Origin of the sequence: Sphingomonas sp. J344 (assembly GCF_024700005.1) — a bacterium.
In the GTDB taxonomy this organism is placed as follows: domain Bacteria; phylum Pseudomonadota; class Alphaproteobacteria; order Sphingomonadales; family Sphingomonadaceae; genus Sphingomonas.
In genome coordinates this window covers 987,841-1,013,358 of the sequence record NZ_JAJONB010000001.1, presented here as the reverse complement: position 1 = coordinate 1,013,358, position 25,518 = coordinate 987,841, and the positions used below count along the sequence as shown (strand labels likewise).

Here is a 25,518-nt window from a genome sequence, read left to right as displayed (position 1 = left end):
GGCGCGGAGGCACGCGCCAGGAGGCTGATAGGGCGGCAGTGTCGCGCGATCAGAAGCGGATCGTACCCGAAACCCCGAAGGTCCGCGGCTCGCTCGCCATCACGCGGTTCGCGGTGCTGCCAGGGAACACCGTATTGTTGAGTCCGAGTGCAGCGCCGAGCGGCTGATAGACCGACAGCGGCCGGTATTTGGTATCGGTCAGGTTGCGGGCGAACACCGCCAGCGACCAGCGATCGTCACGCCCATAAAGCGTCAGGCGCGCGCCGAGCAGCGCATAGCCATCCGCCAGCGATTGCGGGTTGTTGTCGTTGACCGTGCCGACGAACTGGTCGGACACGAGCGATAGATTGGCGTTTGCCTCCCAGCTCATCCCTCCGGTGCCGAGGTCCCCGGTCCAGTTGATTGCGAAATTGCCCACCCATTCGGGCGAGAAGGTGTTGGGCTTGCCGGTCAGGTCCTGCGTTCCGGTCAGGCCCGGCAGGTTCGACGCGGTGGTGAAGGAGGTGAAGGTCGAGTCGAGATAGGCCAGCGACGCGCTGAACGAAAAGTCGCGGGTCGGCGCGATCACCGTGTCGAACTCGAACCCCTGTTGGCGCAGATTGCCGGCGTTGCGCACGATGAAGCTGACCCCGTCGAACGCGCGGTCCTGGAACCCGCCGATATCCATCCGATAGAGCGTCAGATTCGCCTTGAGCGCGCGGTCGAGCCAGGTCGATTTGATGCCCAGTTCGTAATTCTTCACCGTCTCGCGGTCGAATAGCCGCTTGGTCGAGATCAGGTTGCCGCTGCCATCGAAGGTCGACAGCGACGGCGTGCCACCGCCCGAATTGTACCCGCCCGACTTGTAGCCGGTCGAATGGTTGGCAAAGATCAGCACGTCCGCGCTCGGCTTGTAGTTGAGGCTGACGCGATAGGTGAAGCGGCTCTCGCTGATGCCGGGGAAGGTCAGCGCCTCGGGCGCGCGCAGCGTCTGGGTGAAGGGGCTGGAGGTCTGGGTATAGGTCCCTTCCTTCTCATCCTTGGTCCAGCGCCCGCCCAGCGTCAGCGTCAGCTGATCGCTGAGGTGCAGATTGCCCTGCGCATAGGCGGCGATGCTCGTCACCTTCTGGAACACGTCCTGATCGGTCGCGCCGATGCCGCCGGTGCTCGTGTAGTAACCAGTGCACGCCGTCCGCCCCCGGCCCGGCCGGGACCAGCACGTTGCAGAAGCTGCTGCCGAGATTGAGCACCTCGCTCAGCGCGAAATCCTCCTGGAAGAAATACAGGCCCGCGACCATGTCGAACATGCCGCCCATCCAGCCGCGCTCGGGCGAGATGAACTGAAGCTCGTGATTGTGGCTCTTCGAATCGAACAGGCTGCGTCGATTGGCGAGCGACACCGGGAAATAGATGATGTCGCCGTCGAGCTGGTCGTTGGTCCATACGCGATAGCTGTTGATCAGCTTGAGCGTCGATCCGCCGATGTCGAGCGATGCGGTGCTCGACACGCCCCAGTTGGTGTCGATCAGTCCGGTCGCCATGAACTGGTTCATGTTGCGGTCGTCGAGATTGGTGTCGGGCCCGCCGGCAAAGGCGGCCTGGATGAAGGCGAGTCGCGCGGCGCTGACCGAATTGGCGTCGAAATCGAAATTGGCCACGCCGTCGCCGTCGAGGCGGGTGTAATCGCCGCGCACGATCCATTCGACATTGCCGAGATCGGCCTTGATCGTGCCGCGGAACGACATGTCGTCCGACCCGCCATAGCGCTTGCCGTCGAGCCGGTTGACCCACGGCCCCTGATACCATTGCCCCATGCCGGCGAGGCGCATCGCGACATTCTGGCCGAGCGGAATGTTGACATGGCCGCTCAGCTTGTAGCGGTCGAACGAGCCGATCTCGCCCGAAACCTGGCCGGAAAAACTGTCCTCGGGCAGCGCGCTGCGCAGCGAGAGCGCGCCAACGCTGGCGTTGCGGCCGAACAACGTGCCCTGCGGTCCGCGCAGCACCTCGACCCCGTCAATGTCGAGGAACGCGCCGAGCACCGATCCCGAACGCGGCACATAGACGCCGTCGACGAATACCGCGACGCTCGGTTCGATCAGCGTGTTGGCGAGCGAGCCGACGCCACGGATGCCGATGCGGGTCGATCCGGTGTTGGACGAGCGCACCGTCTGGAAGTTGGTGGCGACGCGACCCAGGTCGAGCACCGTGGTGACGCTCGCCTGTTCCAGCGTCTCTTCATTGAAAGCGGCGATCGAGATCGGGACGGTCTGCACGCTTTCGGAGCGCTTTTGCGCGGTGACGACGATCTCGTCGCTGTCGCGCTCTTCCGCTGTAGCTGACGCGCTGTCCTGCGCGAATGCGGGTGCGCCGAGGCAAGCGGCGACCAACGCGACACCACTGACGCACAGACGCAACTGGGGCATGAACTTCATGACATCCTCTCCCAACACTTCTTTATCGTTACGGTCGTGCTACCGCTGCGACCGACACAAGTTTTCACATTTGACGACAGCGATTTTGCAATCCGCGTCAGATCAGCCCGGTTGCGAGCAATCCGAGCACGAGCGCGGCGAGCAGGACCGTCTCCGCGATCATCAGCAGCACCGGGCGCAGGCCGAGTTTCACCATGTCGCCGATCCGCGTCTTCATCCCGATCGCGGCGAGCGAGACCACCAGGCACCAGCGCGAGATGTCGGTGCCGAACGCAACCGCCGGGGCGGGCAGCGCGACGATGCTGTTGAGCGCGACCAGCGCGACGAACAGCAGAACGAACCACGGGAGCAGTGGCGGCCGCGCCGCTCCGGCCGGGGTGCGGCCGCGCGTGATCTGACCGGCGACCAGGATCACCGGCAACAGCATCGCGACGCGCAGCAGCTTGACGATGGTCGCGGTGTCGCCCGCCTCGGGCGAGATCGCATAGCCCGCGCCGACCACCTGCGCGACATCGTGGATCGTCGCGCCGATGAACAGCCCGGCGGCGCGATCGTCCAGCCCCAGCGCATGCGCGATCATCGGGTAGAGGATCATCGCCAGCGTCGACATCGCCGACACGCCGACCACGGTATAGAGCGTCGCCTGTTCCTTGCGCTCATGCGCGGGGAGCGCCGCCGACAGCGCCAGCGCCGCCGACGCGCCGCAGATCGCGGTCGCGCCGCCCGACAGAAATCCGAACAGCGGGTTGAACCCCATCAGCCGCGCCATGACGATCGACACGCCGATCGTTACCGCGACCAAAGCCACCACCATCCCAACCGGCCCCCAGCCGAGCGCGGTGACCTGATCCCACCCGATCCGCAGCCCGAGCAGCCCGACGCCGATGCGCAGCACGGTGCGCGCGGCGAAGTCGATTCCCGCGCGGGTGCGCTCCGCCTCGGTCAGGAAGTTGAGGCCCATGCCGAGCAGCAGCGCATAGAGCATCACCGGTGCCGAATAATGTTCGGACATGAAGGTCGCCGCCGCCGCCACGACCAGCGCGACGCCCAGCCCCGGCGCGACGGCGCGGGCACGATCCGCGACGCTGGCCATGCTCAGCGCTCCGCCCGGCCGGTATCGAGATCGGCGAGGTAGCTTCGGCGCATCAGGAAGAAGACCAACGCCGCGGCGAGGCAGGCGATCGGCAGGAAGCGGAAGGCGTCGAGCAGCCCGATCGCATCCGCGATGCGCCCGGTCAGGATCGGCCCGGGTGCCAGGCCGATGAGATTGTTGGCAAGCGTCAGCGTGGCAAAGGCCGAACCGTGAATCGCGCGCGGGGTGAGGTTGGCGACCATCGCGCCGCTCGGCCCAACCGTCCCCGCGACTAGGAACATCACGACGCCGAGCAGCACCAGCTGGGCGGGTCCCGCAGGCAGGAGCAGCGCGAGCGTCAGGTTGACGCCGGTGCCGAGACTGTAGATCGCGGCCAGCGCGATCTTGCGGTCGGGCCGGTCGCGCGACAGGCGGTCGCTGAGCATCCCGCACAGGATCATGCCGACGCCGCATACCAGCAGCAGCAGCGCCGCGAGCCGACCCGCGCGGTCGACAGACAGGTCGTAATAGCGGTTGAGATAGCTGGGCAGCCAGGCGGGCAGGGCGCCCGCCGCGAGCAGTTGCAGCCCGCTGCCCAGATAGGCGAGCCGCACCGAACGCGACGCGATCAGGCTGCGCAGCGGCGCGATTGGCTGGGCGACGTCATGCGGCGCGTCGAGACCAGCAAGCGCGCGCACGCGGCGCTCCCGCACCAAAATCGGATAGAGGAGGCCGAGCACCAGCCCCGATACGCCGATCGCGACAAAGGCCATGCGCCAGCCATGGCTCGCGGCGATCTCACCCCCCAGCGCGACGCCGAGCACCTGACCGAACAGCCCGCCGGCCATGAAGGCGGCGGAGAGGGTCGCGCGCAACCGGGTGGGGAAAACGCTGATGACAACGGCGATCCCGACGCTGCCATAGGCGGCCTCACCCACCCCGACCAGGGCGCGCCCGAGCAGCATCATGCCAAAGCCGTTTGCCGCAGCGCAGAGCAGGGTGGCGAGGCTCCACAGTACCGCCATCAGCGCCAGGCTGCGCACCCGCCCCCAGCGGTCGGCGGCGAGCGAGAGCGGGAAGGTCAGCAGCCCGACCATCACCGCGACGATGCCCGACAGCAGCCCGAGCTGGCCGTCGGTCAGTGCCCATTCGGCCTTGATCAGCGGGAATACGGCATTCAGCACCTGCCGCGCCATATAGTCGGAGATCAGCAGCCCGAAGGTGAGCGCGAACACCAGCCAGCCATAAAGGGTGGCGCGCGCAGGACCGGGGGCGCTGTCATCGGCGGACGGGATCGGACCTGCCATGCTGCGTTCCCCCTGTTCCAAGCGCGGTCAGGCGACCGCGCTCTCCTCCGCCAGCCCTTCGAGCAACTCCAGTGCCACCGGCCAGGGACCATAGCCCGCAGCGGGGTTGAGGTGCCCGACCTCCCCGGCGTCATATAGCGGAACCTGCCAGCTCTGCGCGAATGCTGCGACGCGGTCGAACGCCGCGAGCGGATCGTTGCGGCTTGCGACGACCAGTGCGGGAAAGGGCAACGGCACGCGCGGGATCGGCAGCCATCCGTTCGCGGCCAGCTTATCCTGCTCAGGATAACCCCAGGGCAATGGATGTTCGACATCGGCCGGGGTCACTAGCAGTGCCGCGCGGATCCTGCGCGCCGCAGCGGTCGCGGCCCAATGTGCGACCATCAGGCATCCGGCGCTGTGCGCGGCAAGGATGATGTCGCCGTCGATGGCTGCAATGGCGCGATCGAGCGCGGCCACTCGCAGCGCGCGACACAGGCCGTTGGTCTCCATCGGCGGAACCGTGCGCGATCCCGGCAGCGCGCGGGCGGCATGGGTCTGCCAATGGTCCTCGACATGATCGCGCAGGCCGGGGACGAACAGGACGGTGACATTGTTCAGTGCCGACATGCCGGGTTACGCCATCTCGCGGATCGGCACCGCGAGCGTCCCGCGCTCGCGATTGGGTGCCATGCCGAGCCGGGCGAGCGTCTCTTCGGTCGAGTTATACTGGGTGCCGATCTTGTAGATCGCGCGCGCTTCCTGTCCGTTGGCGACGTCGCGGCCCAGTTCGCGGGCGATGCGGACGAGCTGCTCGACCTGGGCGATCGACCCCATCTTGTTGCCCTTGGTGTCGTAGATATTGTCCTCGTTCCCGCAGCGGCAGTGCATGCCGAGCGCCATGGCGATCGTGTTGATCGGCAGGACATTGCCCATCACGCTTTCCAGCGTGATCGTGGATCCATCGGGCGCGCGGCGGATGAATTCCATGAAGTTCGCCGGGTTCGGCCCGTCGAAACCGCCACCGATGCCGACCCAGGTCAGGTTGAGCGGCCCCTTGTAATGGCCGCGCCGCACCAGCCGCTCGACCGTTTCGAGGTCGGGCATGCAGGTCAGCTGGAAATGCGGCTGGATGCCGCTGGCGGTCAGGCGGCGCAGATGCTCCTCCACCCACTCGGGACCCGCCGGCACCACCATCTCGCGATAGGCGTGATAGAGTGCGGGATTGCCGAGCGTAGTCTGGCGATATTCCTCGTCATGCATCAGGTCCATGATGTTCATCTGGGTCGTGTTGACCGCGATGGTGACCTGTTCGGGTGCAGGGGTGAGGTCGGCGAGCATATGGCGCACCTCGTCGGTCAGCCACTTGGCCTGCGCACCATCCTCCTCGCTCTCCGGCGCAAAGGAGATCGATCCGCCGACCTGAATGATCATGTCGGGCACCGCGGTGCGGATGCGGTCGATCACCTCGTTGAACACCGACAGCCGCTTCGACCCGTGACCATCGGGCTCGCGGCAATGAAGGTGCAGCACGGTGGCGCCGGCATTGTAGCAATCGACCGCCTTCTGCACCTGCTCGTCGATCGTTACCGGGATATCCTCGGGGAAATCCTCCGGCATCCATTCGGGGCCATAGGGGGCGACGGTAATGACCAGCTTTTCCTGGTTCCGCGGAAGCAGGGAGTCGTCGAGAAACTGCATCTTGGCTCTCCAGTGATCGGGTGCGGTCGGTGCCGCCAGGGTCAATAGGGTCGGTCGCCGATGATCCCCGCCCGCTCCATGCGGCGGACGGTGGGGGCGTAATCCATCACGGCGTAATGCTGGGTCGCGCGGTTATCCCAGATCGCGACCGAATTGGGCTGCCAGCGCCAACGCACCTGATATTCCGGGATCGCCGCGCGCCCGATCAGATAGTGGAGCAGCTGTGCGCCGCCGGGCGCATAATCCTGCCCGTACCGAACGTTCTCGACCGTGTGGTAGTTGGTGAAGTGCGTGGTGAAGGCGTTGACGTAGAGGATTTTCTCCCCCGTCTCCGGATGGGTGCGCACCACCGGATGCTCGGCATCGGGAAACTGCGCCTTCAGCGCGTGGCGCTTGCCCTCGTCCATCCGCGCACCGAACGTCGCCTCGATCGAATGGCGTGCCTTGAGCGGGGCGATGGTCTGTTTGATGTGCTCGGGCAGATCGGCATAGGCCTTGCCCATGTTCGCCCACATCGTATCGCCGCCGACCGGCGGACAGGCGACACAGCGCAGGACGCAGCCCATCGGCGGCGCGTCGCGCCAGGTGGCGTCGCAATGCCAGGAGTTTTCGTAATAGTCGGGCGGCGAGTCCGCGTCCTTGTAGATCCGCACCAGCCCTGGATGATCGGGATCGCTGCCTGCTACGGGATGGTCCTCGAGCGACCCGAAGCGTTCGGCAAAGGCGACATGGTCAGCGCGGTCGATATGCTGATCGCGCAGGAACAGCACCTTGTGGTCGAGCAAGGCGGCCCGAATCTGCGCAAACAGATCGTCGTCGCGCGCCGCATCCGCCAGGTTCACGCCGATCAGCTCGGCGCCGATATGCGTGGTGAGCTTCTCGATCCGCATGACGCCCACTCCCTCAGACGGTGAAGATGGACGAGCCGATGGTGCGCCCCGCCTCCAGGTCGCGATGCGCCTCGACGCACTGGTCGAGCGTGTAGCGCTGGCCGATCTCGACCTTGACCCGTCCCGACGACAGATGCCCGAACCACAATGCCGACAGTTCGGCACGCTCGGCCGGATCGGCGTAGAAATGCGCGAAGGCCGGGCGGATGAAATAGACCGACCCCTGCATCATCAGCTGGAATGCGTCGATCGGCGGGAACGGCCCCGATGCGGTGCCGCATCCGACCAGCACCCCGCGCCGCCGCAGCGATTTGAGCGAGCCTTCGAACGTGTCCTTGCCGACGCTGTCGAACACCGTCGCGACACCCTTGCCCTCGGTCAGCTCCATCACCCGCGCGGCGACGTCCTCGTGCCGGTAGAGGATGATCTCGTCGCACCCCAGCGCCCGCGCGCGCTCCGCCTTGGCCTCGGACGACACGGTCCCGATCACGCGCAGCCCCATCAGCTTGGCGAGCTGAACCGCAAGCAGCCCGACCCCGCCCGCAGCGGCGTGGAGCAAGATCGTGTCGCCCGGCTGCATCATCGGGTTGGCGCGCGCCAGCCAATAGGTCGCCGACAGCCCGCGCATCGTCGATGCCGCCGCATCCTCGAACGAGACGCTGTCGGGCAGCTTGAACAGCGAGTCCGCCGGCATCACCCGCACATCGCTATACGCACCGAGCGGGCTGCCATTATAGGAAACGCGGTCGCCCGGCGCGAAGGCGGTGACGCCGTAGCCCACCGCCTCGATCGTCCCGGCCGCCTCGACGCCGATCCCGGCGGGCAAAGACGCAGGGTAGTAGCCCGAGCGGAAATAGGTGTCGGCGAAATTGCATCCCACGGCGGCATGGCGCACGCGGACTTCGCCCGGCCCGGGATCGCCGACCGCAACCTCCTCCAGCCGAAGCACCTCCGGCCCGCCAGCCTCGTAAAAGCGGACAGCTTTTGCCATCGCCGCATTCCTCTCCATGTTCCTTGCCCAGGGCATAGCGACGGGGGCGTTGCCTTTTTGCATTTCGTGACATTCTTTTCCCATTCGACGCCAGCGCCGGGGGAGGAGAAGCATTTGAGCGAACTGGTGCGCGTCGCCGCGCTGGCGGGCTATTTCGAGGTGATGACGAGCTTCGGGATCGAGCCGCGCCCGTTGCTGCGCGAACAGGGGCTCGACGCGCGCCTGCTGACCAACCCCGAACAGCTGATCCCCGCGCGCGCCGTCGTCCGCCTGCTCGAACGCAGCGCGCAGGCGACCGGCTGCATGACCTTTGGCCTGCGCATGGCGGAGGGGCGCGCGATCGCCAATCTGGGTGCGCCGAGCCTGTTGATCGCGCTTCAGCCGACGCTGCGCCGCGCGCTCGCCGCAGTTGCCGAGTTTCGCGAACGGATCAATTCGACATTGGTGCTGAGCATCGAGGAGCACGATGGCGAGGCGGTCCTGCGCGAGGATTTCTCGTTCGAGCGCCCCGAGCCGTCACGTCAGGCATCGGACTTGGCGATGGGGGTGCTGGCGCGGCTGTGCGGCGAAGTGCTGGCGGATCGGTGGCAGCCGCTGGCGATCTGTTTCGCGCACCCGCCGCCGCCCGTCGCCGACAGTGCGATCGTCGCGCGGCTGTTCCGCTGCCCCGCGCAGTATGACTGCGACTTCAACGGGTTGCTGGTGCGGTCGAGCGACCTCGACATGCCGCGTTCCGGTATCGACGATCAGCTGGCCGGCCATGCACGCCAGCTGCTCGAAGCGGTGATGAGCCCCGCCGAGCGCAGCGCGACCGACGAGGTGCGGCACCTGATCAAGCTGATGATGCCGTCGGGCCGGGTGACGATTCAGGCGTGCGCCGCGTCGATGGGGGTGACGGTTCGCACCCTGCAGCGGATGCTGGACGCCGAAGGGGCAAGCTTCAGCGACCTGCTCAACACCGCGCGGATGCAGCTGGCGGTGCAATATCTCGCGAATCCGCGGATGCGCGTCACCGATATCGCGATCATGCTGGGCTACAGCTCGATCGGCGCATTCACGCGCTGGCACAGCCAGACCTTCGGCCGTCCGCCCCGCCAGATGCGACGCGACGCGGCGGGGTAGGGTTCAGAGCAATCCAGCTTCCTTGGCAAATGCGACCGCGCCGCCGATGGTCTGCGCCTTGAGCTTTTTCATCAGGCGGGTGCGGTGCATTTCGACCGTGCGCACGCTGATCCCCAAGTCATAGGCGACCTGTTTGTTCTGGAGCCCCTTGGCCAGCGACTCCAGGATCTCGCGCTCGCGCGGCGTCAGCGGCTTGAGCGCGCCGAATTCCGCCGCGCGCTCGCGCGCCGCCAGTTCCGCCTCGACCACACTCTGCGCGCGTTCGAGCGCGGCGAGCAGGTCGGCGTTGCGGAACGGCTTGCGCAGAAAATCGACCGCCCCCTCGCGCATCGCCGCCACGGCTTCGGGCACTTCGCCCACGCCGGTGAGCAGAACGACCGCATGGCCGGCCTTCATCGTCCGCAACTGCTCCTGCACCTGCAGGCCGTTGAGGCCGGGCATGTTGTAATCGAGCAGCACGCAGCCGATCGTCAGGTCCAGCGCGACCGACAGAAAGGCCTGCGGGTTATTGAAGGATTGCGTCTCATATCCGGCGCGTTTGAGCGTGATCGCCAGCGAGGCGAGAAGATCGCTCTCGTCATCGACCAGATAGACTTGCATCCCCACCCCCGACTTCAGTGACTGCCCCGCTGTTCCAGCACGCCGGCGATCTTGCGCGCGATTTCGGCGCGACGATAGGGTTTTCCGATGAACTCGAATGGCAAGCCGTCAAAGTCGATTGCGTCCTCGACATAGCCCGACGTCAACAGCACGGCGAGATCGGGATGGCGCGACTGTGCCGCGCGCCCCAGCTCGATCCCCGCTGCGCCCGCCCGGCAGCAGGACATCGCTGAACAACAGCGCATAGCCGGGTTCCGCCGCGAGCGCGGCTTCGGCCTGTTCGGCGCTCTCGACCGCATCGACGCGATAGCCGAGCCGGGTCAGCATCGCGGTCACATGCTGGCGCACCAGCGCTTCGTCCTCGACGAGCAGGATGCGTTCGCTGGCACCCGCCGTCTCCGTCGCGCGCGATGTGGCAACACCCCGGGTCGGCGCATCGGCCGCGCGCGGGAGCAGGATGGTGAAGCAGGAGCCCTCGCCCAGGCGCGTGGACAGCTGAACCTGTCCTCCCGACTGGCGAACGAAGCCGTCCACCCCCGCCAGGCCAAGCCCGGTGCCGCGCGTCTCCTTGGTCGTGAAAAAGGGCTCGAATACCCGTGCGGCGACTTCAGGAGTCATGCCCGGGCCGGTATCGGTCACGGTGAAACGAACATGGTCTCCGGACTCGGTCGCCACATTGTCGACCGCGATCGCCACTCGCCCTCCACCCTTGCCGGTGGCGCGTATCGCATCACGGGCATTGACGGTCAGGTTGAGCAGCGCACTTTCAAGCTGTGCGAGGTCGGCCTGGACCGGCCAGACGTCCACCGCCACCGCAACATCGAGCGCGATGTCGGCACCCAGCGCGCGGATGAGCAGCGGCGTAAAGTCCCGCATCAGCGGTGCTATGGCGATCGAGCGGGACTCGAGCGGCTGACGGCGCGAAAAGGCGAGCAGCTGCGCGATTATCCCCGACCTGCGCTCTGCCGCCTCAAGAATCAGTCGCGCCTGATCGTGGATTTCGTCATTCGTTCTTGTGTCGCGGATCGCTTCGGCAGAACCAAGGATCACCGTCAGCAAATTGTTGAAGTCATGGACCAGCCCGACGGTCATCTGCCCCATCGCATTGAGCCGCTCGGCCCGGGTCAGTTCATCCACCATCGCGCGACGGCGAACCAGACGCGCGATTCTCCCGGCCACCGCTGCGACCAGTTCATGTTCCTCGGGCAGGAAGCCGTCATCGGCTGCAAGCCCTGGAGGATAGGCAACCGCGACGCTGCCGATTTCCCGTCCTTCCACCGTGACGGGTTCGCGGATCCAGACTGCGGGCGACGACCAGTTGGCTGATTCGATGACCCCGCTGTCGAGGATGATGCGAACCATCGTCGCGTCCTCGTGCAGAAAGCTGCGCATCAGGATATCGACGATACGGGAACAGATTGAGGGGGATTGACTCGGCGGAGTCCGACGCAACCGCCAGAACCTCATACAAACAGCGCAGTTCCTTGACCCGCTCGCGCAACTGCCCTTGCGGATGGTCATAGGGAAAGCGGGCGAACAGGTCGCGCGCGTGGTCCGTCGATAAATCACGTTCCAACCGGTGGCTGTCAGACTTCATGATGGCACCGCCCCCGCGACCGAATGGCGCGCGTCGGCAACCTAAGCCGATAACGATATTCCGGGCAAGCCGGTGAGGGGGGCCGGGCGGCGGAGGGATGTCGCCGCCCGGCAGGGGTAGCGCCCGACCGACGGGGGCGCCTAAGCGAACCGGCAATCCGCCAGGCTGTGGTACGGGGGGATGTCCGACCCGGCGCCGATTGCATGTACATCATCGCGCGGATGCCGGACTGTGGATAGCTAGTGCTATTACCGTATCCCGGTATCGTCGAAGGCAGCGGGAATTACCGACCGGACCGCCTCGACCAGCTGTGCCCGGCGGAACGGCTTCGCCAGCACCGGCGCCTCGGGCATATCCGGCGTTCGTTCGCGCGCATCGACCGCGAAGCCTGACATGTACAGGACGGACAGTTGCGGGCATCGCACCAGCGCCTGCCGCGCCAGATCGAAACCGTTCATCCCGCCGGGCATCACGATATCGGTCATCAGCAGGTCGAATCGCGCGCCGGACTCGATCCGCTCCAGCGCCGCGGGTCCGGACTCGGCCTCCTCAACGTCGAAGCCAAGACCGCGCAGCAGCAAGGCGACGTGCCGCCTGACGGCATGCTCGTCGTCGACGGCGAGTACCCGCAGACGATGACCGATACCCGCCCCGGCGGAAGGGCGCGCGTCGATAGCCGGGTCGGTGCGGGGCAGGATCAGGCGGACCTGGGTTCCTTCACCCGGCGCGGACACGATTCGCAGGTCGCCGCCCGACTGCGCGGCGAAACCATAGGCAGTGGCAAGGCCCAGCCCAGCCCGCCGTTGTCCGTCACGCGTGGTGAAAAACGGTTCACAGGCGCGGCGCAGCACCTCCGCACTCATGCCTGTCCCGGTATCGCTGAGTGTGATGCACAGATAATCGCCACTCGTGAGCACTTCGGATGCCGGTGCGTCGCTCGGTACGACATGGCGCGCGGTGGCGATGTGAATGCTGCCGCCATCGGCCATCGCGTCCTGCGCGTTGAGCGCGAGATTCAGCAGGACGAGTTCAAGCTGGCTGCGATCGGCCATCACGCGCCAGCCATCACCCTGTCGGTCGAAGGCGAGCGCGATGTCGGGACGCAGCGTCCGGCGCAGCAGCGGCGCGAACCCCTCGATCAGCGCATCCGGATCGACCGCCGCCGGCTTGAGTACCTGCCGCCCGGCAAAGGCGAGCAGGCGATTGGTCAGCTGCGCACCGCGCTCGGCCGCCTCCATCGTCAGTTCGGCCAGTTCGGCCAGCTCGGCGTCGTGCTCCAGCGCGTCCTTGAGTACTTCGGCGTTGCCCAGCACGATCGCGAGCAGATTGTTGAAATCGTGCGCGATGCCGCCGGTCAGCTTGCCGAGCGCCTCCATGCGCTGGCTGCGCCGGACATGCTCTTCCAATTGCCGCTGCTCGGAGATGTCGACCAGGCTGCCGACGACCCGCGCCGGTGCGCGGTCGGAATCGCGCACAAGCAACGCGCGCTGGAGCAATGTCCGGATCTCGCCGTCACCGCGCCGGACACGGAACTCGGCGCGGAAACGGTCCGTACCACTCTCCAGAAAATCCTCGACCCCGGCGGCGACGGCGGCGCGGTCGTCTTCGACCACGAAATCGAGCCACTCAGCGAGCGAGGCAGGTGGCTCCTGCCCCGGGCAGCGCATCTGCTCGACAAAGTTGCTGCCCCACCAGATCGCGCCGGATGCGACGTCGAGATCCCAGACAAGGTCGGTCGAGACCTGGGTAATCAGCCGCAGTCGCTCGAACTGGGCGGCGGTCTCCGCCTCCTGCCGCTTTCGGGCGGAAATGTCCCGGAACACCGTCATCCATAACAGGATGGCGTCGCCGGTCTGGCGGACGGGCACCATTTCATACTCGACATCCACCGGATGCCCGTCGCGATGGTAAAGGATCGCCTCCCCCTTCGTGCCCATGCCCTCGATCGCGCGGTGCTGCACGTCCCGAACCTGCTGCGCGTCGGTCAGGGGACCGAATATCAGTTCGGCGGGCGTCCGTCCGATCGCCTCTTCGCGCGAATAACCGAAGATGCGGGTGAACGCCGAATTCATATAGACGATCGCGCGCCCGCGGACCTCTTCCGAATAATCGAGATGCGAGACCACGAATGCATCGCCTGCGCGGTCGATCGCCGCGTGCAGCATTTCGAATTCATGGTCCATGTTGCGATGATGCGGGACCGGGTCCGACGCGGCAAGCGTCGCCTCGACCGAGAAACTACGGTCTTTACAAGCCAGCAGCACGACGGATGTCCGCGAGTTGCTCGACGCTCAACGGATCGCTCAGCATGATTCCCGCCTTGCCGTCCTGCGACCACCGCACCACGCCGCGACACTCGATCTCGGGCGAAAGCCGCGCCACGATCGCCAGGCCGGGCCGGAAGCGGCCATCATGCGCCAGCTTCATGCCCGACTGTGAGATATCCTCGATCCGGACCATCTGGATGCCAAATTCGCTGCGCACGATCGCCGCCCTCGACAACGGCACGCGCATCGGGCGCCAGCGCCGACTATGCCGTTCCTCGAACAGGCGCTTGAGCATCGCGGCACCGTCGACCGGCGTCGCGAACCTGACACCGCAGCGTTTGCTGTCGTGCCACATGATGGTGCCGGTAAGGGTACAGCTGTCGGAAAGATCGACCGTCACCTGGTCGCCGGAACACAGGTCGAGCGGGGTCGACATCATCATCCCCAGGTCGGACAGGTTGAACACCCGCGCCAGTCCATAGACCCCGCCACAGGCAACCCGCGCAACGCGATAGACGGTGCGCAGACGCTTGCTCCCACGCTGCTCTGCCGCAGCTTGCGGTATGATCGCGACACTGGGCGCAGCCTCGTTGCGTTGCAGTTGACCGCTCATGGCCCCGGATCCTCTCCTTGAAACCCGGGGATCATGCCCATGGCGTCCGCTTGTCATAAGATCGCGAAACTACGGCCTTCCCCGACATTGAGTCTGGGAGGGGCCATGATCGAAAGCGAAAACGCTCGAATTTAGAGAGACTTGCGCCTCATTCGGTCGATTTGGGAAAGGGCGGCTGGAGCGGGTAGCGGGAATCGAACCCGCGTATTCAGCTTGGAAGGCTGCTGCACTACCATTGTGCTATACCCGCCCGCTCTGGCCACATGGCCGCCGTCGAAGGCGCCCGGACAAGCCGGGTGAACGCGCGCACTGCCATGACTGGACGCCGCCGGTCAAGCGGGCCGGTCAAATGCACTCGCCGACAATCAAACTCGCAGATAGCGGAAGTACCACACCTCATGCCCCTGCCGCCGCGCCTTGCGCTCGTAGCGCGTCTCGGGCCAGTCGGCGGGGCGGGTGAGGAAGTCCTTTGCCTCCTTCGCCTGCCAGGCGAAATCGCGGCGCTGGTTCATCACCATCATCGACCAGCGGCAATAGGTGGGATCATCGGTCCCGAGCCGAAACTCCGCCCCGGGTTTGAGCTTGGCCGCGATCAGGTCGAGCGGACCGTGATTGACCATGCGCCGCTTGGCATGACGCGCCTTTCGCCACGGATCGGGGTGGAGCAGATAGACGCGGTCGAGGCTGGCGTCGGGCAGCCGCTCAATCACGTCGAGCGCGTCGCCCATGTGCAGCCGCACATTCTTGAGGTCGCCGTCGCGGATATGGCCGAGCGCGCCGACCATGCCATTGAGAAACGGCTCGCAGCCGATGAAGCCGTGGCCGGGTCGCATCGCGGCTTGCCCCGCAAGATGCTCGCCCGCGCCAAAGCCGATCTCGATCTCGAGCGGGCGATCATCGCCGAACAGGCGCGCGGCGTCGATCGCCCCTTCGTCGGGGACTGCGAAACGGGGCAGGGTTTCGTCGACCAGCGCCTGCTGGCCAGCGCGCAGCTTGTGCCCCTTGGCGCGGCCATAGAGGCGGCGGATCGTGCTGGGATCGTTCATCGCCAGCCCCTTGGCCGGTGATAGCCCGCCGGGCAAGGGGGAGGCTCAGGCTGCGGGACGCAGCCTGGGCTGTTCGAGCACGCCGATCCGCGGATGGGCGATATAATAGCCCTGAAAATAGCGCACGCCGAGCGCCAGCAGCTTGTCGTAATCGGCGCGGGTCTCGACGCCCTCCGCGATCAACCGCACCGCCCGCAACCGTGCCATTTCGATCATCTTTTCGACGAGCAGTCGGCGCGACCAGCTGGACGACAGACCGCGGATGAGGCCGGGATCGAGCTTGATCGCATCGGGGGTAAAGCGCGACAGCAGGGCGAGGCCGACATCGCCCGATCCGAAATCGTCGAACGCGGTCTGCATGTGCATCTTGCGATGCGCCTCGATCGTTTCGGCCATGCGGCAACCGTCCAGCCGGTCATGCTCGGCAAATTCGAACATCAGCCGTTCGGGCGGCAGGCCGGTCTCCTTGGCGACGCGCATCGTCCGCTCGCTGTCGGCAAAGGGATCGGTGATCACGTCGGGGAAAAAGTTGATCGAGAGCAACGCGGGAACCTTGAGGATGCCCGCCGCCACCGACTGTTTGATCGCGGCGACGCGGCACTGCTGATCGAAGGCATAGCGGTCCTCGGGCTTGATCGCGTCGATCACCTCGCGCGCGGATTCGCCATTTGGCCCACGCACCAGCGCCTCATAGGCATAGACTTCGCCAAGCCGGGCGTCCCAGACCGGCTGGAACGCCATCGTCAGGTTGAAATCGGGCTCGGCCTTGGCCGAGGTCAGGGTCGAAACAGTCTGCATCAGCATCTCCACCCGTTTCTTCTAGGACGGCGAAAGGGCGGATGGTTAATCGTGCTCAGGATTCTTGCACAGGCAGGCGTCAGCCAACGGGTTCGAAGTCGATTCTGCGCTGGGCGGGGTCTGCCCTGGCCAGCGTCAGCACGACCGCGTCGCCGGGCGTAAGGCCGGCGGCGTCGATCCGGGCGGTGATGGGGAGGGTGCAGAGCTGGATCGCTGCGCCGCGTTCGTCGATGGCGGTCACCACCGCGTCGAACCGCTCGCCTTCCCGTCCTGCGAGCATTACCGCTTCGGCCATCGCGATCACCGCGCGGTCGATCTGGCCCGCGCGGCTGTCGGCACGGGCCATGACCTTGGGGAGCCGCGCAAAGGCTGCGTCGACATATTCCGGCAAGTTCCGGGCATTGGCGACGGCCAATGCAGCCTCGACGACATAGCGGTCGGCCAGCCGTCGCAGCGGTGCGGTGGCATGGACATAGGGGGCGGCAACCGCCGCGTGCCATGGCGTCTCGTCCGACGCGAAGGCGCGATAGCCTGCGCCATTGCCGGCGCGGCGGATCGACAGCATCAGCGTGGCGTGGCGCGGGTCGGCGGGGTCGAGTCCGCGCTCGAACTGAGTGAGCGTCGCGGTGCTCGGCCAGTCAATCCCCAACGCGCGTGCGGTCAGGCGCAGCCGCGCGACGGCGCGGTCATCAGGCTCGTCCATCACACGGAACAACCCCGTGCCATGCGCCATCAGCAGCTGCGCCACCGCCATGTTGCAGGCGAGCGAGAGCGCCGCGTTGCGATCCTCGCTGGGATGGCGCGCGCGAAAGGCGAGGGTGAGCCGCCCGTCCGCGCCCTCGGCCACCTCCTGCTCTGGCGGGTCGATTCTGCGCGGCACCGCGTGCTGCCTCGGCGCGGATCAGCCGGTCGGTGAGGGTGGTGAAGCCGGGCGGCAAGTCCGCCTCGGTCACGGTCGCATATGCGAGCTTGGCGCGGCTGCGGATCACGGCGCGGGTCACCGCGTCCAGCGCGACCGTGCCTTCCGCATCGACGCGCACGCTGAAGACGACCGCGGGGCGGGGGCCGTCGGGCAGCAGACTGGCAGCGCCCTGGGAGAGTAGCGGGGGGTAGAGGCTCGCCTTGCCGTCAGGGAGATAGAGCGTCTCGCCACGCCGCCACGCCTCGGCATCGATCCGCCCGTCGGGATCGACGAACCAGCCGATATCGGCGATCGCATAATGGAGGAGATGCGCGTCCCCCGCCGACTCGATCGCAAATGCCTGGTCCAGGTCCGTCGAGTGCGCCGGGTCGAGCGTGACGAAGGGATGGCGCGTCCAGTCGGCATGATCGCTGGGCGCGCGCCGCGCCGCCCGCTCCGCCGCGATCAGGACCTCTGGCGGGAACTCCTCCGGAACCTGAAATTCGCTGCGGATCGCCGCCAGCTCGCGGGTCAGAATTTGGGAGGGGTCGGCGAGGGTCTTCATGCGCCGATGCTAGCCGCGCCTGTCCGAATCAAAAAGGGCGGCGATCCGCAGACCGCCGCCCCATTTGATGCCGTCAGGCGCGCCGGATCAGGCCAGCGCGGCCTTGAGATCCTCGACCAGGTCGGTGCGCTCCCACGGGAAGAAGTCGCCGTCCGCCTTGCGGCCGAAGTGACCATAGGCCGCGGTCGGGCCGTAGATCGGCTTGTTGAGGCCGAGATGCGTGCGGATGCCGCGCGGGGTCAGGCCGCCCAGCTTCTCAATCGACGCGATCGCTTCCTCGATCTTGTCGTCGCCGACCGTGCCGGTGCCGTGCGTGTCGACATAGAGCGACAGCGGCTTGCTCACGCCGATCGCGTAGGCAAGCTGGATCGTGCAGCGCTGGGCAAGCCCGGCGGCGACGATGTTCTTGGCGAGGTAGCGCGTGATGTACGCCGCCGAGCGATCGACCTTGGTCGGATCCTTGCCGCTGAACGCGCCGCCACCGTGCGGAGCCGCGCCGCCATAGGTGTCGACGATGATCTTGCGACCGGTCAGGCCGGCGTCGCCGTCAGGGCCGCCGATCTCGAAGCTGCCGGTCGGGTTGATGTGGTACTCGGTCGCGTCGCTGAGCAACTCGGCCGGGATCACGTCCGCCACGACCGACTTCACATAGGCCTTGAGCTCGGCTTCCTTCTCGCCCTGGTCATAGCCCTTGGCGTGCTGGGTCGAGACGACGATCGCGGTGCAGGCGACGGCCTTGCTGCCCTCGTAGCGCAGCGTGACCTGGCTCTTCGCGTCCGGCTCCAGGAAAGGGGCCGCGCCCGAATGGCGGTCGGCGGCCATGCGCTCGAGGATCTTGTGGCTGTAGTCGAGCGTCGCCGGCATCAGGTCCGGGGTGTCGTTCGCGGCATAGCCGAACATGATGCCCTGGTCGCCCGCGCCTTCGTCCTTGTTGCCGCTGGCGTCCACGCCCTGCGCGATATGCGCCGACTGCGGGTGCAGGTTGTTCTCGAAGCGCAGCGTCTCCCAGTGGAAGCCCGCCTGCTCGTATCCGATGCGCTTCACGGTATCGCGGACGGCCTTTTCGACCTCGTCCTTGACGCCCGGAGCCCAGTTGCCGGCTTCGTCCATGATGCCCTTGCCCCGGATTTCACCGGCGAGCACGACCAGCTGGGTGGTGGTCAGCGTTTCGCACGCGATGCGCGCTTCGGGGTCCTTGGACAGGAACAGGTCGACGATCGCGTCGGAAATCTGGTCGGAAACCTTGTCCGGATGGCCTTCGGAAACCGATTCGGACGTGAAGACATAGCTGGAACGCATGGTTTTCCTCAAAAAGGCCGGGCCGTTGCCATGCCCGGCTGGGGGTAAGGGGAGATATAAAGCTTCCCTTATATGACGCCGCCCTAGCGAGCGAAGCGGCGGAAGGCAATGGCGATGGCGAGCAGCAATGCCGCGACGAGTGCCGCCGCGAGGTTGCCGAGCCGGGCGAACAGGGTGGGCGGGAGCGCCGTCGGCATTGGTGCCTCGATCGCCTTCGCGTCGCCCATTCCCGCCGCCGAGACGACCTTGCCGCGCGCGTCGATGATCGCGGAGATGCCCGTGGGCGTGGCGCGCAGGATCGGCAGCCCCTCCTCGATCGCGCGCATCCGTGCCTGCGCCAGGTGCTGGGGCGGACCCCAGCCGCCGAACCAGGCGTCGTTGGAGGGGTTGAACAGGATCGCCGGGCGCTTCGCCGGATCGACCGTCTGGCCGGAGAAGATGATCTCGTAACAGATCTGCATCCCGATATCGCCAAAGCCGGGGACGTTCAGCGTGCGCGGGCCGGGGCCGGGCTCGTAATCGATCTCCCCCGCCACCAGCCGCGACAGGCCGAGCGGCTGGAGGATCGTGCGCATCGGCAGATACTCGCCATAGGGGACGAGATGCGCCTTGTCGTAACGGCCGAGGATTGCGCCGCTGGCGTCGATCGCGAATACCGAATTGGTCGCGGCGTCGAGTTGGGTGTCACCCTTGAACAACAGGCCCGTGGCCCCGACCAGCGCGATGTCTTTCGGCCCCAGTGTCTGAGCGATCATCGCGCGCACGGTGCGGGGATCGTTCTTGCTGTACCAGGCGGCGGGATAGCCCTCCTCGATCCAGTAATCGACCGTCCCCTCCGGCCACACGATCAGGCGCGGCACCGGGCCGCCCGGGAGGATGGTGGCGGTGTCGTTTGACAGGCGCAGCAGCTCGCTAAGCGCCTTTTGCGCGTAGCTGCCGTCGAGCACGGTTTCCTGCCCGACGTTCGGCTGGAGCACGCGGACGATCGGGCGGACCGACTGGATGTCTGGCGGGGTCGGGCGGAACAGGATCGGGGTCAACGCCAGCAAGACGATCGCCGTGGCAGCGCCCGCCGGAAAACGCCAGTGTCGCTGGCTCGCGAGGAGAAGTGAGCCTGCGACAAGGATGGTGAGCCCGGAGAGCGCATAGGTGCCGACCCAGCTCGCGACCTGCGCCACCCCCGGCACCGGAAGCCAGATCACGCCGAGCGGGTTCCACGGATAGCCGGTGAACAGCACGCCACGCAGATACTCTGCGACGATCCACGCCGCGCCCGCGACCAGCACGAAGGCCAGGTCGAGCTTGCGTCCCTGTCCGAACCGCCACGCCAGCCCCATGGCCAGTGCCGGGTAGATGGCAAGGTAGAGCGACAACAGGACCACCGCGACATAGCCCAGTTCAGCGGGCATCTTGTCCTGATAGGTAAAGGCGTGCTGGATCCAGTTGTTGCCGACGGTGAAATGGCCAAGGCCGAACAGCCAGCCGCGCAACAGCGCCTGTTTCAGGCTCGACGCCTCATGCGTGAGTCGCAACAGGATGGCGAAACACACCAGCCCCGCGACCCACCAATCGAGCGGGGCAAAGGCGGTGGCGGAAACGGCGCCGGTCAGCAGCGCGAGCAGGCGGGGACGGGGCAGGATCATCGGAGCCACGCTATCGCCCCGGACCGTGACAGATACAAGCACGGTGCGTATTATGTCCCCATTACACCAGAGGAAGCATCATGCCCGAACCCGTGATCGTCGATATCCCCCACAAGCTTGGCCGCGATGTCGCGCGGGCGCGGATCGCGGGCGGCGTCGGCAAGATCGGGTCGATGTTCCCCGGCGGGGGGACGGTGGACGAGCGGTGGGAGGGCGACACGCTCCACTTCACCGTCGCGGCGCTGGGGCAGCGCGTCGCCAGCCGGCTCGAAATCCACGATGCCCATGTCCATGCCGAAGTCGATCTGCCGCCGATGCTGGCGCTGTTCGCCGGAAAGATCCGCGAGAAGCTGATGCAGGAAGCGCCCAAGCTGCTGAAATAGGGAACCGCGTTTCGCCTATGCCGTTGAACGCGGCGAGGAGACACGCGATGAATCGATCGCCCCGCCCCTGGCCGCTGATTGCCGTCGCCCTGCTCGCCACGGGCGGGCTGGGCAGCTGTGCCGGCACCGTGGCCGCGCATTATACCGTCACCGGGATGCTGCCGCTCGCGCCATCGGGCGGAGTCCCGGAGTATCAGGCCGAACTACGCGCCCGCGATGCCGTCGCGCCCGCCAGCACCAGCTGGGGCGAGGATGCGAGCTATTCCGACCTGTCCTACGCCGCCGCGGATTACTGAGCCGGGGCGCTGACCCGCCAGATCGTGTTGCCGACATCGTCCGCGACCAGCAGCGCGCCGGTGCGGTCGGCAGTCACCCCGACCGGACGGCCCTGCGCCCTGCCCTTGGCATCGAGAAAACCGGTCAGGACATCGACCGGCTTGGCGTCGGGAACCGGCAGCCCGCGTTCACCGAACGGCACGAACACGACCTTGTAGCCTGACGCCGGAACGCGGTTCCACGACCCGTGCAGCCCGACGAACGCCCCCTTGGCGAACCCGCCGCCCAGCTTCACATCGGTTGCGAAGGTCAGGCCCAACGGCGCGGTGTGCGGCCCCATGGAATAGCTCGGCCGAGCGCTATATTCCCGCAGATCGGGCCGTTCGGGCTGGACACGCTCATCGACATAGCCGCCCCAGTAATTCCACGGCCACCCGAAGAACTGGCCCATCGTAACCTGGGTCAGATAATCGGGCGGTCCATCGGAACCGAGCATGTCGCGCTCATTGACGACGGTCCACACGCGCTCGGTTTCGGGATGGAGCGCGAGGCCGACCGGGTTGCGCAAGCCGGCGGCGTAGATGCGGGAGCGCTTTGCCTCCGGATCGACCTCTAGGATCGTCGCGCGGTTCTTTTCGACCTCAAGGCCCTTTTCGGCGATGTTCGACGCGGAGCCCACGCTGACCAGCAGCTTGCCCTCCGGCCCGGCGATCACGTCGCGGGTCCAGTGATTGCCGCCGCCGGGCAGGTCGACGACCTTCTCGCCCTTGCCCGTGATCTTGGTCTCGCCCGGCTTGAACGGGAAGCGGATCAGCGCATTGTGGTTGGCGACGTAGAGCGTCTCGCCGACCAGTACCATGCCGAACGGCGAATCGAGGCCGTTGTCGGCGCTCAGCAGCACCGACCGCGCCTCTGCCACCCCGTCGCCATTCGCGTCGCGCAACAGGGTGATGCGATTGGCCGACGCGCCGCCGGCACCGGCGCGGCCCATCAGGCGCTTCATCACCCAGTTGGTGATCCCGCCCCCCGCGCGGCGGCGAGTTGCTTTCGGCGACCAGCACGTCGCCATTGGGCAGGCGATAGAGCCAGCGCGGATGATCGAGCCCGGTGGCAAAGGCGTTGACCTTCAGCCCCTTGGCCGCGACCGGCGCGGCTCCGGTGGGCCAGCCGACCGCGTCGGCGATCTTGACCGTCGGGACGGTTTCGGCGCGCGGGGCGATCAGCTTGGGCCGCACTCCACTTGCCGCCTCGACGCTCAGCTGCGCGACATCGGGGCGCGAGGCCACCCAGTAGATGCCGCCGCCGATCACGACGATTGCTGCGGTGGCGATCAGAAGTTTGCGGCGCAATGGTCAGTCCTCGGCTTCGACTAGTTCTTCGGGCGGATGCAGGCGCAGGCGGCGGACGCGGGTGGCGTCGGCCTCCAGGACTTCGAGCGTCCACCCGCTCGGGTGCCTGAGGCACTCGCCCGCTTCGGGAACGTGTCCGGCCAGGATGAAGGCGAGCCCGCCGAGCGTCTCGATATCCTCTTCGACCTCACCCAGCCGGGGGTCGATCGCCGCGGCGACATCCTCCAGCTCGGCGCGGGCATCGGCATCCCAGCCGCCATTGTCGAGCGGCACCCATAGGGCTTCGGGCGCGTCGTCATGTTCGTCGTCGATCTCGCCGACGATTTCCTCGACCAGATCCTCGATCGTGATCAGCCCCTCGGTCCCCGAGTATTCGTCGAGCACGATGGCGAGATGGGTGCGGCTGGCCTGCATCTGGGCGAGCAGGTCGAGCGTGCCCATCGACTGGGGGACGTACAGCGGCTGGCGCATCAGGTCGGTGATCTTCGACGGCGGTCCGGCGCCGGCGGCAAGGACCGCGAACACGTCCTTGATATGGATCATGCCGATGACGCGGTCGAGCTTCTCGCGATAGACCGGCAGGCGGCTATGGCCAGCTTCGGCAAAGATCTGGACCAGTTCGGCAAAGCTCGTGGCTTCGTCCACCGCGATGACGTCGGCACGCGGCACGCCGACATCGCCCGCGTCGCGCTCACCGAAATGGAGGAGATTGCGGAGCATCTTGCGCTCAAGCGGGGAAAGGTCGCCCTTTGCGGGCTTGCCGTCCTTGCCTTCTTCCGCCTCGTCGATTGCATCCTCGATACGCTCGCGCAGTGTTTCCTCATGCTCTTCGCCGAAGAGCAGGGAACGAAGGCCGCGCCATATTCCGCCTTCGCCGCTACTGTCGCCGTTCCCGTTGCTACTGGGGCCGTCCGTCATCTTGGAGCTCAATCCTCGCGTATCAGATAGGGGTCAGGGAGCCCCAAGGTTGCGAGCGCGGCGCGCTCCATCGACTCCATCGCCTCGGCTTCGAATCCCCCTGATGATCATAGCCTAGCAAATGCAGCACCCCATGGACAATCAGGTGCGTGGCATGCTGTTCGGCCGAAATGCCCTTTTCCGCTGCCTCGCGCGCGCAGACACCGTGCGCAAGGATGATGTCGCCCAGAATCACCTCGCCATCGTCGCTATTCTGGGTCAGCGATTCGATCAGGTCGGGTTCGATCATCGGAAAGGACAGGACGTTGGTCGGCTTGTCCTTCTGCCGATATTGCGCATTGAGCTGATGCACCTCGGCATCGTCGGTCAGCCGGACTGCAATCTCGATCATCGCCTCGTTGGCGGCGAGATAGCCGAACGGCGTCTGCGCGACCGCCGCCGCAGCCGCCTGCGCGCCCAGCGCATCCCAGTCGAGTTCGGGCCAACCAGGTTCGGCCTGGACTGCGACATCAAGCATCAGGCGAGGTCCGTTCTGGCAAAATCATCGCCCTTGGAGAATTGTCCCCGCCCTCATAGGCCTCAACGATGCGCCCGACGATCGGGTGGCGCACGACATCGCCGATGCCGAAGCGGACGAACGCCATGCCCTCGATCCCCTCGAGCTTGCCGACCGCGTCGTTGAGGCCGCTCGCTGACGGGCCGCCGGGCAGGTCGGTCTGTTTGGGGTCGCCGCACACCACCATCCGGCTGTTCCGGCCGAAGCGGGTGAGGAACATCTTCATCTGCATCGGCGTGGTGTTTTGCGCCTCGTCGAGAATCACGAAGGCGTCGGCCAGCGTGCGGCCGCGCATGAACGCGATCGGGGCGATCTCGATCTCGCCGCTGGCGATGCGCCGCTCGACCTGCTCGGCGGGCAAACAGTCGTAGAGCGCGTCGTAGAGCGGGCGCAGATAGGGATCGACCTTGTCCTTCATGTCGCCGGGCAGGAAGCCGAGTCGCTCGCCGGCCTCGACCGCCGGGCGCGACAGGATCAGGCGCTTGACCGATCCGGTGATGAGCTGGGCCACCGCCTGCGCCACCGCCAGATAGGTCTTGCCGGTGCCCGCCGGGCCGAGCGCGAAGATGATGTCGTTCGAGACCAGCGCGCGCATGTACGTCGTCTGGGTCAGCGAGCGCGGGACGATCGTCTTGTTGCGCGTCCGGATCATGATCGGCGGCGCGGTGCCCGATTCGTCATTCTCGGCGCGGACGATGCCGGTCAGCATCGGCTCGGTCGACATGGCGATCACCGCATCGATCAGGCCGGTGTCGATCGCCTCACCCCGGATAACGCGGCTGTGCAGCTCGATCAGGACTTCGCGCGCATGCGCCACGGCCTCGGCGCTCCCCCTCGATCACCACGCGCTGTCCCCGGGCATGGATATAGACGCCGAGCCGTTCCTCGAGTGCGAGGATGTTGCTGTCATATTCGCCGAACAGTTGCGGGAGCAGCTGGGGGCGGTCGAAATTGACCTCGACGCGGGCGCGCTGACCATGTTGGGCGGGGACTGGCTTGCGGCTCATGCGGTCCTTTCGGGGGCTGGAAGGTCACAAAGGTCACGGGGCCTTGCGGTCATCGACGCGAACGCGAGCCGACGAACCTGACATAAATGTGCGTGTGCGGACGACAGCGGGCCATGATGGGCCGAACCGGTTTCCAGAGCGGAGGTTCCGTATCGCATGTCGTAGCGCGAGGATGGCAGAGCCCCGGCAGGTAGGACAGCCCAAATCGACCCCCGCGCCAATTG

The 25,518-nt window shown here is 66.5% G+C and carries 23 protein-coding genes, 1 tRNA gene and 3 pseudogenes; 3 read left to right on the top strand and 24 right to left on the bottom strand.

The window, feature by feature from the left end:
• Positions 1 to 49: 49 nt before the first annotated feature.
• From LRS12_RS05040 to LRS12_RS05005, 8 genes are all read right to left on the bottom strand, one after another.
• Positions 50 to 1,102: a TonB-dependent receptor gene (locus tag LRS12_RS05040; protein ID WP_257843613.1), complete on the bottom strand. Its 1,053-nt coding sequence runs from the start codon at positions 1,100 to 1,102 to the stop codon at positions 50 to 52.
• On the bottom strand, positions 1,014 to 2,414 hold the full coding sequence (locus tag LRS12_RS05035; protein WP_257843612.1) for a TonB-dependent receptor: 1,401 nt from the start codon (positions 2,412 to 2,414) through the stop codon (positions 1,014 to 1,016). Before LRS12_RS05035 ends, LRS12_RS05040 begins: the two co-directional genes overlap by 89 nt.
• Positions 2,415 to 2,511: 97 nt before the next feature.
• Complete coding sequence (locus LRS12_RS05030; RefSeq protein WP_257843611.1) at positions 2,512 to 3,507, bottom strand: YeiH family protein; 996 nt, start codon at positions 3,505 to 3,507, stop codon at positions 2,512 to 2,514.
• Between the two features lie 2 nt (positions 3,508 to 3,509).
• Complete coding sequence (locus LRS12_RS05025) at positions 3,510 to 4,793, bottom strand: MFS transporter (protein ID WP_257843610.1); 1,284 nt, start codon at positions 4,791 to 4,793, stop codon at positions 3,510 to 3,512.
• Positions 4,794 to 4,820: 27 nt separating this feature from the next.
• Positions 4,821 to 5,402, bottom strand: a complete 582-nt coding sequence (locus LRS12_RS05020) for an alpha/beta hydrolase (RefSeq protein ID WP_257843609.1) — start codon at positions 5,400 to 5,402, stop codon at positions 4,821 to 4,823.
• A gap of 6 nt (positions 5,403 to 5,408) precedes the next feature.
• The gene (locus LRS12_RS05015; protein WP_257843608.1) at positions 5,409 to 6,473 is read right to left on the bottom strand and encodes a 3-keto-5-aminohexanoate cleavage protein; all 1,065 of its coding nucleotides are present in this window, start codon (positions 6,471 to 6,473) and stop codon (positions 5,409 to 5,411) included.
• 41 nt (positions 6,474 to 6,514) lie between these two features.
• A complete protein-coding gene (locus LRS12_RS05010) occupies positions 6,515 to 7,363 on the bottom strand; it encodes a TauD/TfdA family dioxygenase (protein WP_257843607.1) in 849 nt (282 codons plus the stop codon).
• Positions 7,364 to 7,376: 13 nt separating this feature from the next.
• On the bottom strand, positions 7,377 to 8,354 hold the full coding sequence (locus LRS12_RS05005; protein ID WP_257843606.1) for a quinone oxidoreductase: 978 nt from the start codon (positions 8,352 to 8,354) through the stop codon (positions 7,377 to 7,379).
• A 66-nt stretch (positions 8,355 to 8,420) separates the two neighbouring features.
• On the opposite strand from LRS12_RS05005, the gene LRS12_RS05000 reads away from it, so the two are divergent.
• Positions 8,421 to 9,476, top strand: coding sequence for an AraC family transcriptional regulator (locus LRS12_RS05000; RefSeq protein ID WP_257843605.1), 1,056 nt, complete (start codon positions 8,421 to 8,423; stop codon positions 9,474 to 9,476).
• Positions 9,477 to 9,479: 3 nt separating this feature from the next.
• Here LRS12_RS05000 and LRS12_RS04995 read toward each other — a convergent pair whose 3' ends face one another.
• The 12 genes from LRS12_RS04995 to lnt form a co-directional block, all read right to left on the bottom strand.
• Positions 9,480 to 10,076 carry a response regulator transcription factor gene (locus tag LRS12_RS04995; protein ID WP_257843604.1) on the bottom strand — a complete coding sequence of 199 codons (597 nt, stop codon included), beginning with the start codon at positions 10,074 to 10,076 and terminating at the stop codon, positions 9,480 to 9,482.
• Positions 10,077 to 10,090: 14 nt separating this feature from the next.
• The gene (locus LRS12_RS04990; protein WP_257843603.1) at positions 10,091 to 10,222 is read right to left on the bottom strand and encodes a hypothetical protein; all 132 of its coding nucleotides are present in this window, start codon (positions 10,220 to 10,222) and stop codon (positions 10,091 to 10,093) included.
• Positions 10,185 to 11,468 carry an ATP-binding protein gene (locus tag LRS12_RS04985; protein WP_257843602.1) on the bottom strand — a complete coding sequence of 428 codons (1,284 nt, stop codon included), beginning with the start codon at positions 11,466 to 11,468 and terminating at the stop codon, positions 10,185 to 10,187. The genes LRS12_RS04990 and LRS12_RS04985 overlap by 38 nt, the downstream gene beginning before the upstream one ends.
• 453 nt (positions 11,469 to 11,921) lie before the next feature.
• Complete coding sequence (locus LRS12_RS04980; protein WP_257843600.1) at positions 11,922 to 13,937, bottom strand: PAS domain-containing sensor histidine kinase; 2,016 nt, start codon at positions 13,935 to 13,937, stop codon at positions 11,922 to 11,924.
• Complete coding sequence (locus LRS12_RS04975) at positions 13,921 to 14,553, bottom strand: PilZ domain-containing protein (RefSeq protein WP_257843599.1); 633 nt, start codon at positions 14,551 to 14,553, stop codon at positions 13,921 to 13,923. The genes LRS12_RS04980 and LRS12_RS04975 overlap by 17 nt, the downstream gene beginning before the upstream one ends.
• Positions 14,554 to 14,729: 176 nt before the next feature.
• Positions 14,730 to 14,803 (bottom strand) — tRNA-Gly (locus tag LRS12_RS04970).
• A gap of 115 nt (positions 14,804 to 14,918) precedes the next feature.
• Positions 14,919 to 15,599: a tRNA (guanosine(46)-N(7))-methyltransferase TrmB gene (locus LRS12_RS04965; protein WP_257843598.1), complete on the bottom strand. Its 681-nt coding sequence runs from the start codon at positions 15,597 to 15,599 to the stop codon at positions 14,919 to 14,921.
• 45 nt (positions 15,600 to 15,644) lie between these two features.
• Entirely contained in the window at positions 15,645 to 16,397 is a 753-nt protein-coding gene (locus LRS12_RS04960; protein WP_257843597.1) for an EAL domain-containing protein, read from the bottom strand.
• Positions 16,398 to 16,476: 79 nt separating this feature from the next.
• A complete protein-coding gene (locus LRS12_RS04955; RefSeq protein WP_257843596.1) occupies positions 16,477 to 17,145 on the bottom strand; it encodes a hypothetical protein in 669 nt (222 codons plus the stop codon).
• Positions 17,087 to 17,863 (bottom strand): RNB domain-containing ribonuclease, encoded by a 777-nt coding sequence (locus LRS12_RS04950; RefSeq protein WP_257843595.1) that lies wholly within the window; start codon positions 17,861 to 17,863, stop codon positions 17,087 to 17,089. The genes LRS12_RS04955 and LRS12_RS04950 overlap by 59 nt, the downstream gene beginning before the upstream one ends.
• Positions 17,864 to 17,950: 87 nt before the next feature.
• Positions 17,951 to 19,162, bottom strand: coding sequence for a methionine adenosyltransferase (gene metK / locus LRS12_RS04945; protein WP_257843594.1), 1,212 nt, complete (start codon positions 19,160 to 19,162; stop codon positions 17,951 to 17,953).
• 83 nt (positions 19,163 to 19,245) lie between these two features.
• Positions 19,246 to 20,805 (bottom strand): apolipoprotein N-acyltransferase, encoded by a 1,560-nt coding sequence (gene lnt, locus LRS12_RS04940; RefSeq protein WP_257843593.1) that lies wholly within the window; start codon positions 20,803 to 20,805, stop codon positions 19,246 to 19,248.
• Positions 20,806 to 20,885: 80 nt separating this feature from the next.
• Between lnt and LRS12_RS04935 the strand changes: the two genes are divergently transcribed.
• Entirely contained in the window at positions 20,886 to 21,188 is a 303-nt protein-coding gene (locus LRS12_RS04935) for a polyhydroxyalkanoic acid system family protein (protein WP_257843592.1), read from the top strand.
• Positions 21,189 to 21,235: 47 nt separating this feature from the next.
• Positions 21,236 to 21,484, top strand: a complete 249-nt coding sequence (locus tag LRS12_RS04930) for a hypothetical protein (protein WP_257843591.1) — start codon at positions 21,236 to 21,238, stop codon at positions 21,482 to 21,484.
• On the opposite strand, the pseudogene LRS12_RS04925 reads toward LRS12_RS04930, so the two are convergent.
• The 4 genes and pseudogenes from LRS12_RS04925 to LRS12_RS04910 form a co-directional block, all read right to left on the bottom strand.
• Positions 21,478 to 22,813 (bottom strand): annotated as a pseudogene (locus LRS12_RS04925) (sorbosone dehydrogenase family protein). The gene LRS12_RS04930 and the pseudogene LRS12_RS04925 overlap by 7 nt on opposite strands.
• A gap of 3 nt (positions 22,814 to 22,816) precedes the next feature.
• Positions 22,817 to 23,731, bottom strand: coding sequence for a hemolysin family protein (locus tag LRS12_RS04920; RefSeq protein ID WP_257843590.1), 915 nt, complete (start codon positions 23,729 to 23,731; stop codon positions 22,817 to 22,819).
• A gap of 8 nt (positions 23,732 to 23,739) precedes the next feature.
• Positions 23,740 to 24,248 (bottom strand): annotated as a pseudogene (gene ybeY / locus LRS12_RS04915) (rRNA maturation RNase YbeY).
• Positions 24,241 to 25,294, bottom strand: a pseudogene (locus LRS12_RS04910) (PhoH family protein). The pseudogenes ybeY and LRS12_RS04910 overlap by 8 nt, the downstream one beginning before the upstream one ends.
• Positions 25,295 to 25,518 lie beyond the last annotated feature (224 nt).

Excerpts from the sequence above, each read along its gene's own strand:
- LRS12_RS05035 (WP_257843612.1), bottom strand. The coding sequence starts at position 2,414 with ATGAAGTTCATGCCCCAGTTGCGTCTGTGCGTCAGTGGTGTCGCGTTG.
- LRS12_RS05030 (WP_257843611.1), bottom strand. The coding sequence starts at position 3,507 with ATGGCCAGCGTCGCGGATCGTGCCCGCGCCGTCGCGCCGGGGCTGGGC.
- LRS12_RS05025 (WP_257843610.1), bottom strand. The coding sequence starts at position 4,793 with ATGGCAGGTCCGATCCCGTCCGCCGATGACAGCGCCCCCGGTCCTGCG.
- LRS12_RS05020 (WP_257843609.1), bottom strand. The coding sequence starts at position 5,402 with ATGTCGGCACTGAACAATGTCACCGTCCTGTTCGTCCCCGGCCTGCGC.
- LRS12_RS05015 (WP_257843608.1), bottom strand. The coding sequence starts at position 6,473 with ATGCAGTTTCTCGACGACTCCCTGCTTCCGCGGAACCAGGAAAAGCTG.
- LRS12_RS05010 (WP_257843607.1), bottom strand. The coding sequence starts at position 7,363 with ATGCGGATCGAGAAGCTCACCACGCATATCGGCGCCGAGCTGATCGGC.
- LRS12_RS05005 (WP_257843606.1), bottom strand. The coding sequence starts at position 8,354 with ATGGCAAAAGCTGTCCGCTTTTACGAGGCTGGCGGGCCGGAGGTGCTT.
- LRS12_RS04995 (WP_257843604.1), bottom strand. The coding sequence starts at position 10,076 with ATGCAAGTCTATCTGGTCGATGACGAGAGCGATCTTCTCGCCTCGCTG.
- LRS12_RS04985 (WP_257843602.1), bottom strand. The coding sequence starts at position 11,468 with ATGCGCAGCTTTCTGCACGAGGACGCGACGATGGTTCGCATCATCCTC.
- LRS12_RS04975 (WP_257843599.1), bottom strand. The coding sequence starts at position 14,553 with ATGAGCGGTCAACTGCAACGCAACGAGGCTGCGCCCAGTGTCGCGATC.
- LRS12_RS04965 (WP_257843598.1), bottom strand. The coding sequence starts at position 15,599 with ATGAACGATCCCAGCACGATCCGCCGCCTCTATGGCCGCGCCAAGGGG.
- LRS12_RS04960 (WP_257843597.1), bottom strand. The coding sequence starts at position 16,397 with ATGCAGACTGTTTCGACCCTGACCTCGGCCAAGGCCGAGCCCGATTTC.
- LRS12_RS04950 (WP_257843595.1), bottom strand. The coding sequence starts at position 17,863 with ATGAAGACCCTCGCCGACCCCTCCCAAATTCTGACCCGCGAGCTGGCG.
- metK (WP_257843594.1), bottom strand. The coding sequence starts at position 19,162 with ATGCGTTCCAGCTATGTCTTCACGTCCGAATCGGTTTCCGAAGGCCAT.
- lnt (WP_257843593.1), bottom strand. The coding sequence starts at position 20,805 with ATGATCCTGCCCCGTCCCCGCCTGCTCGCGCTGCTGACCGGCGCCGTT.
- LRS12_RS04935 (WP_257843592.1), top strand. The coding sequence starts at position 20,886 with ATGCCCGAACCCGTGATCGTCGATATCCCCCACAAGCTTGGCCGCGAT.
- LRS12_RS04930 (WP_257843591.1), top strand. The coding sequence starts at position 21,236 with ATGAATCGATCGCCCCGCCCCTGGCCGCTGATTGCCGTCGCCCTGCTC.
- LRS12_RS04920 (WP_257843590.1), bottom strand. The coding sequence starts at position 23,731 with ATGACGGACGGCCCCAGTAGCAACGGGAACGGCGACAGTAGCGGCGAA.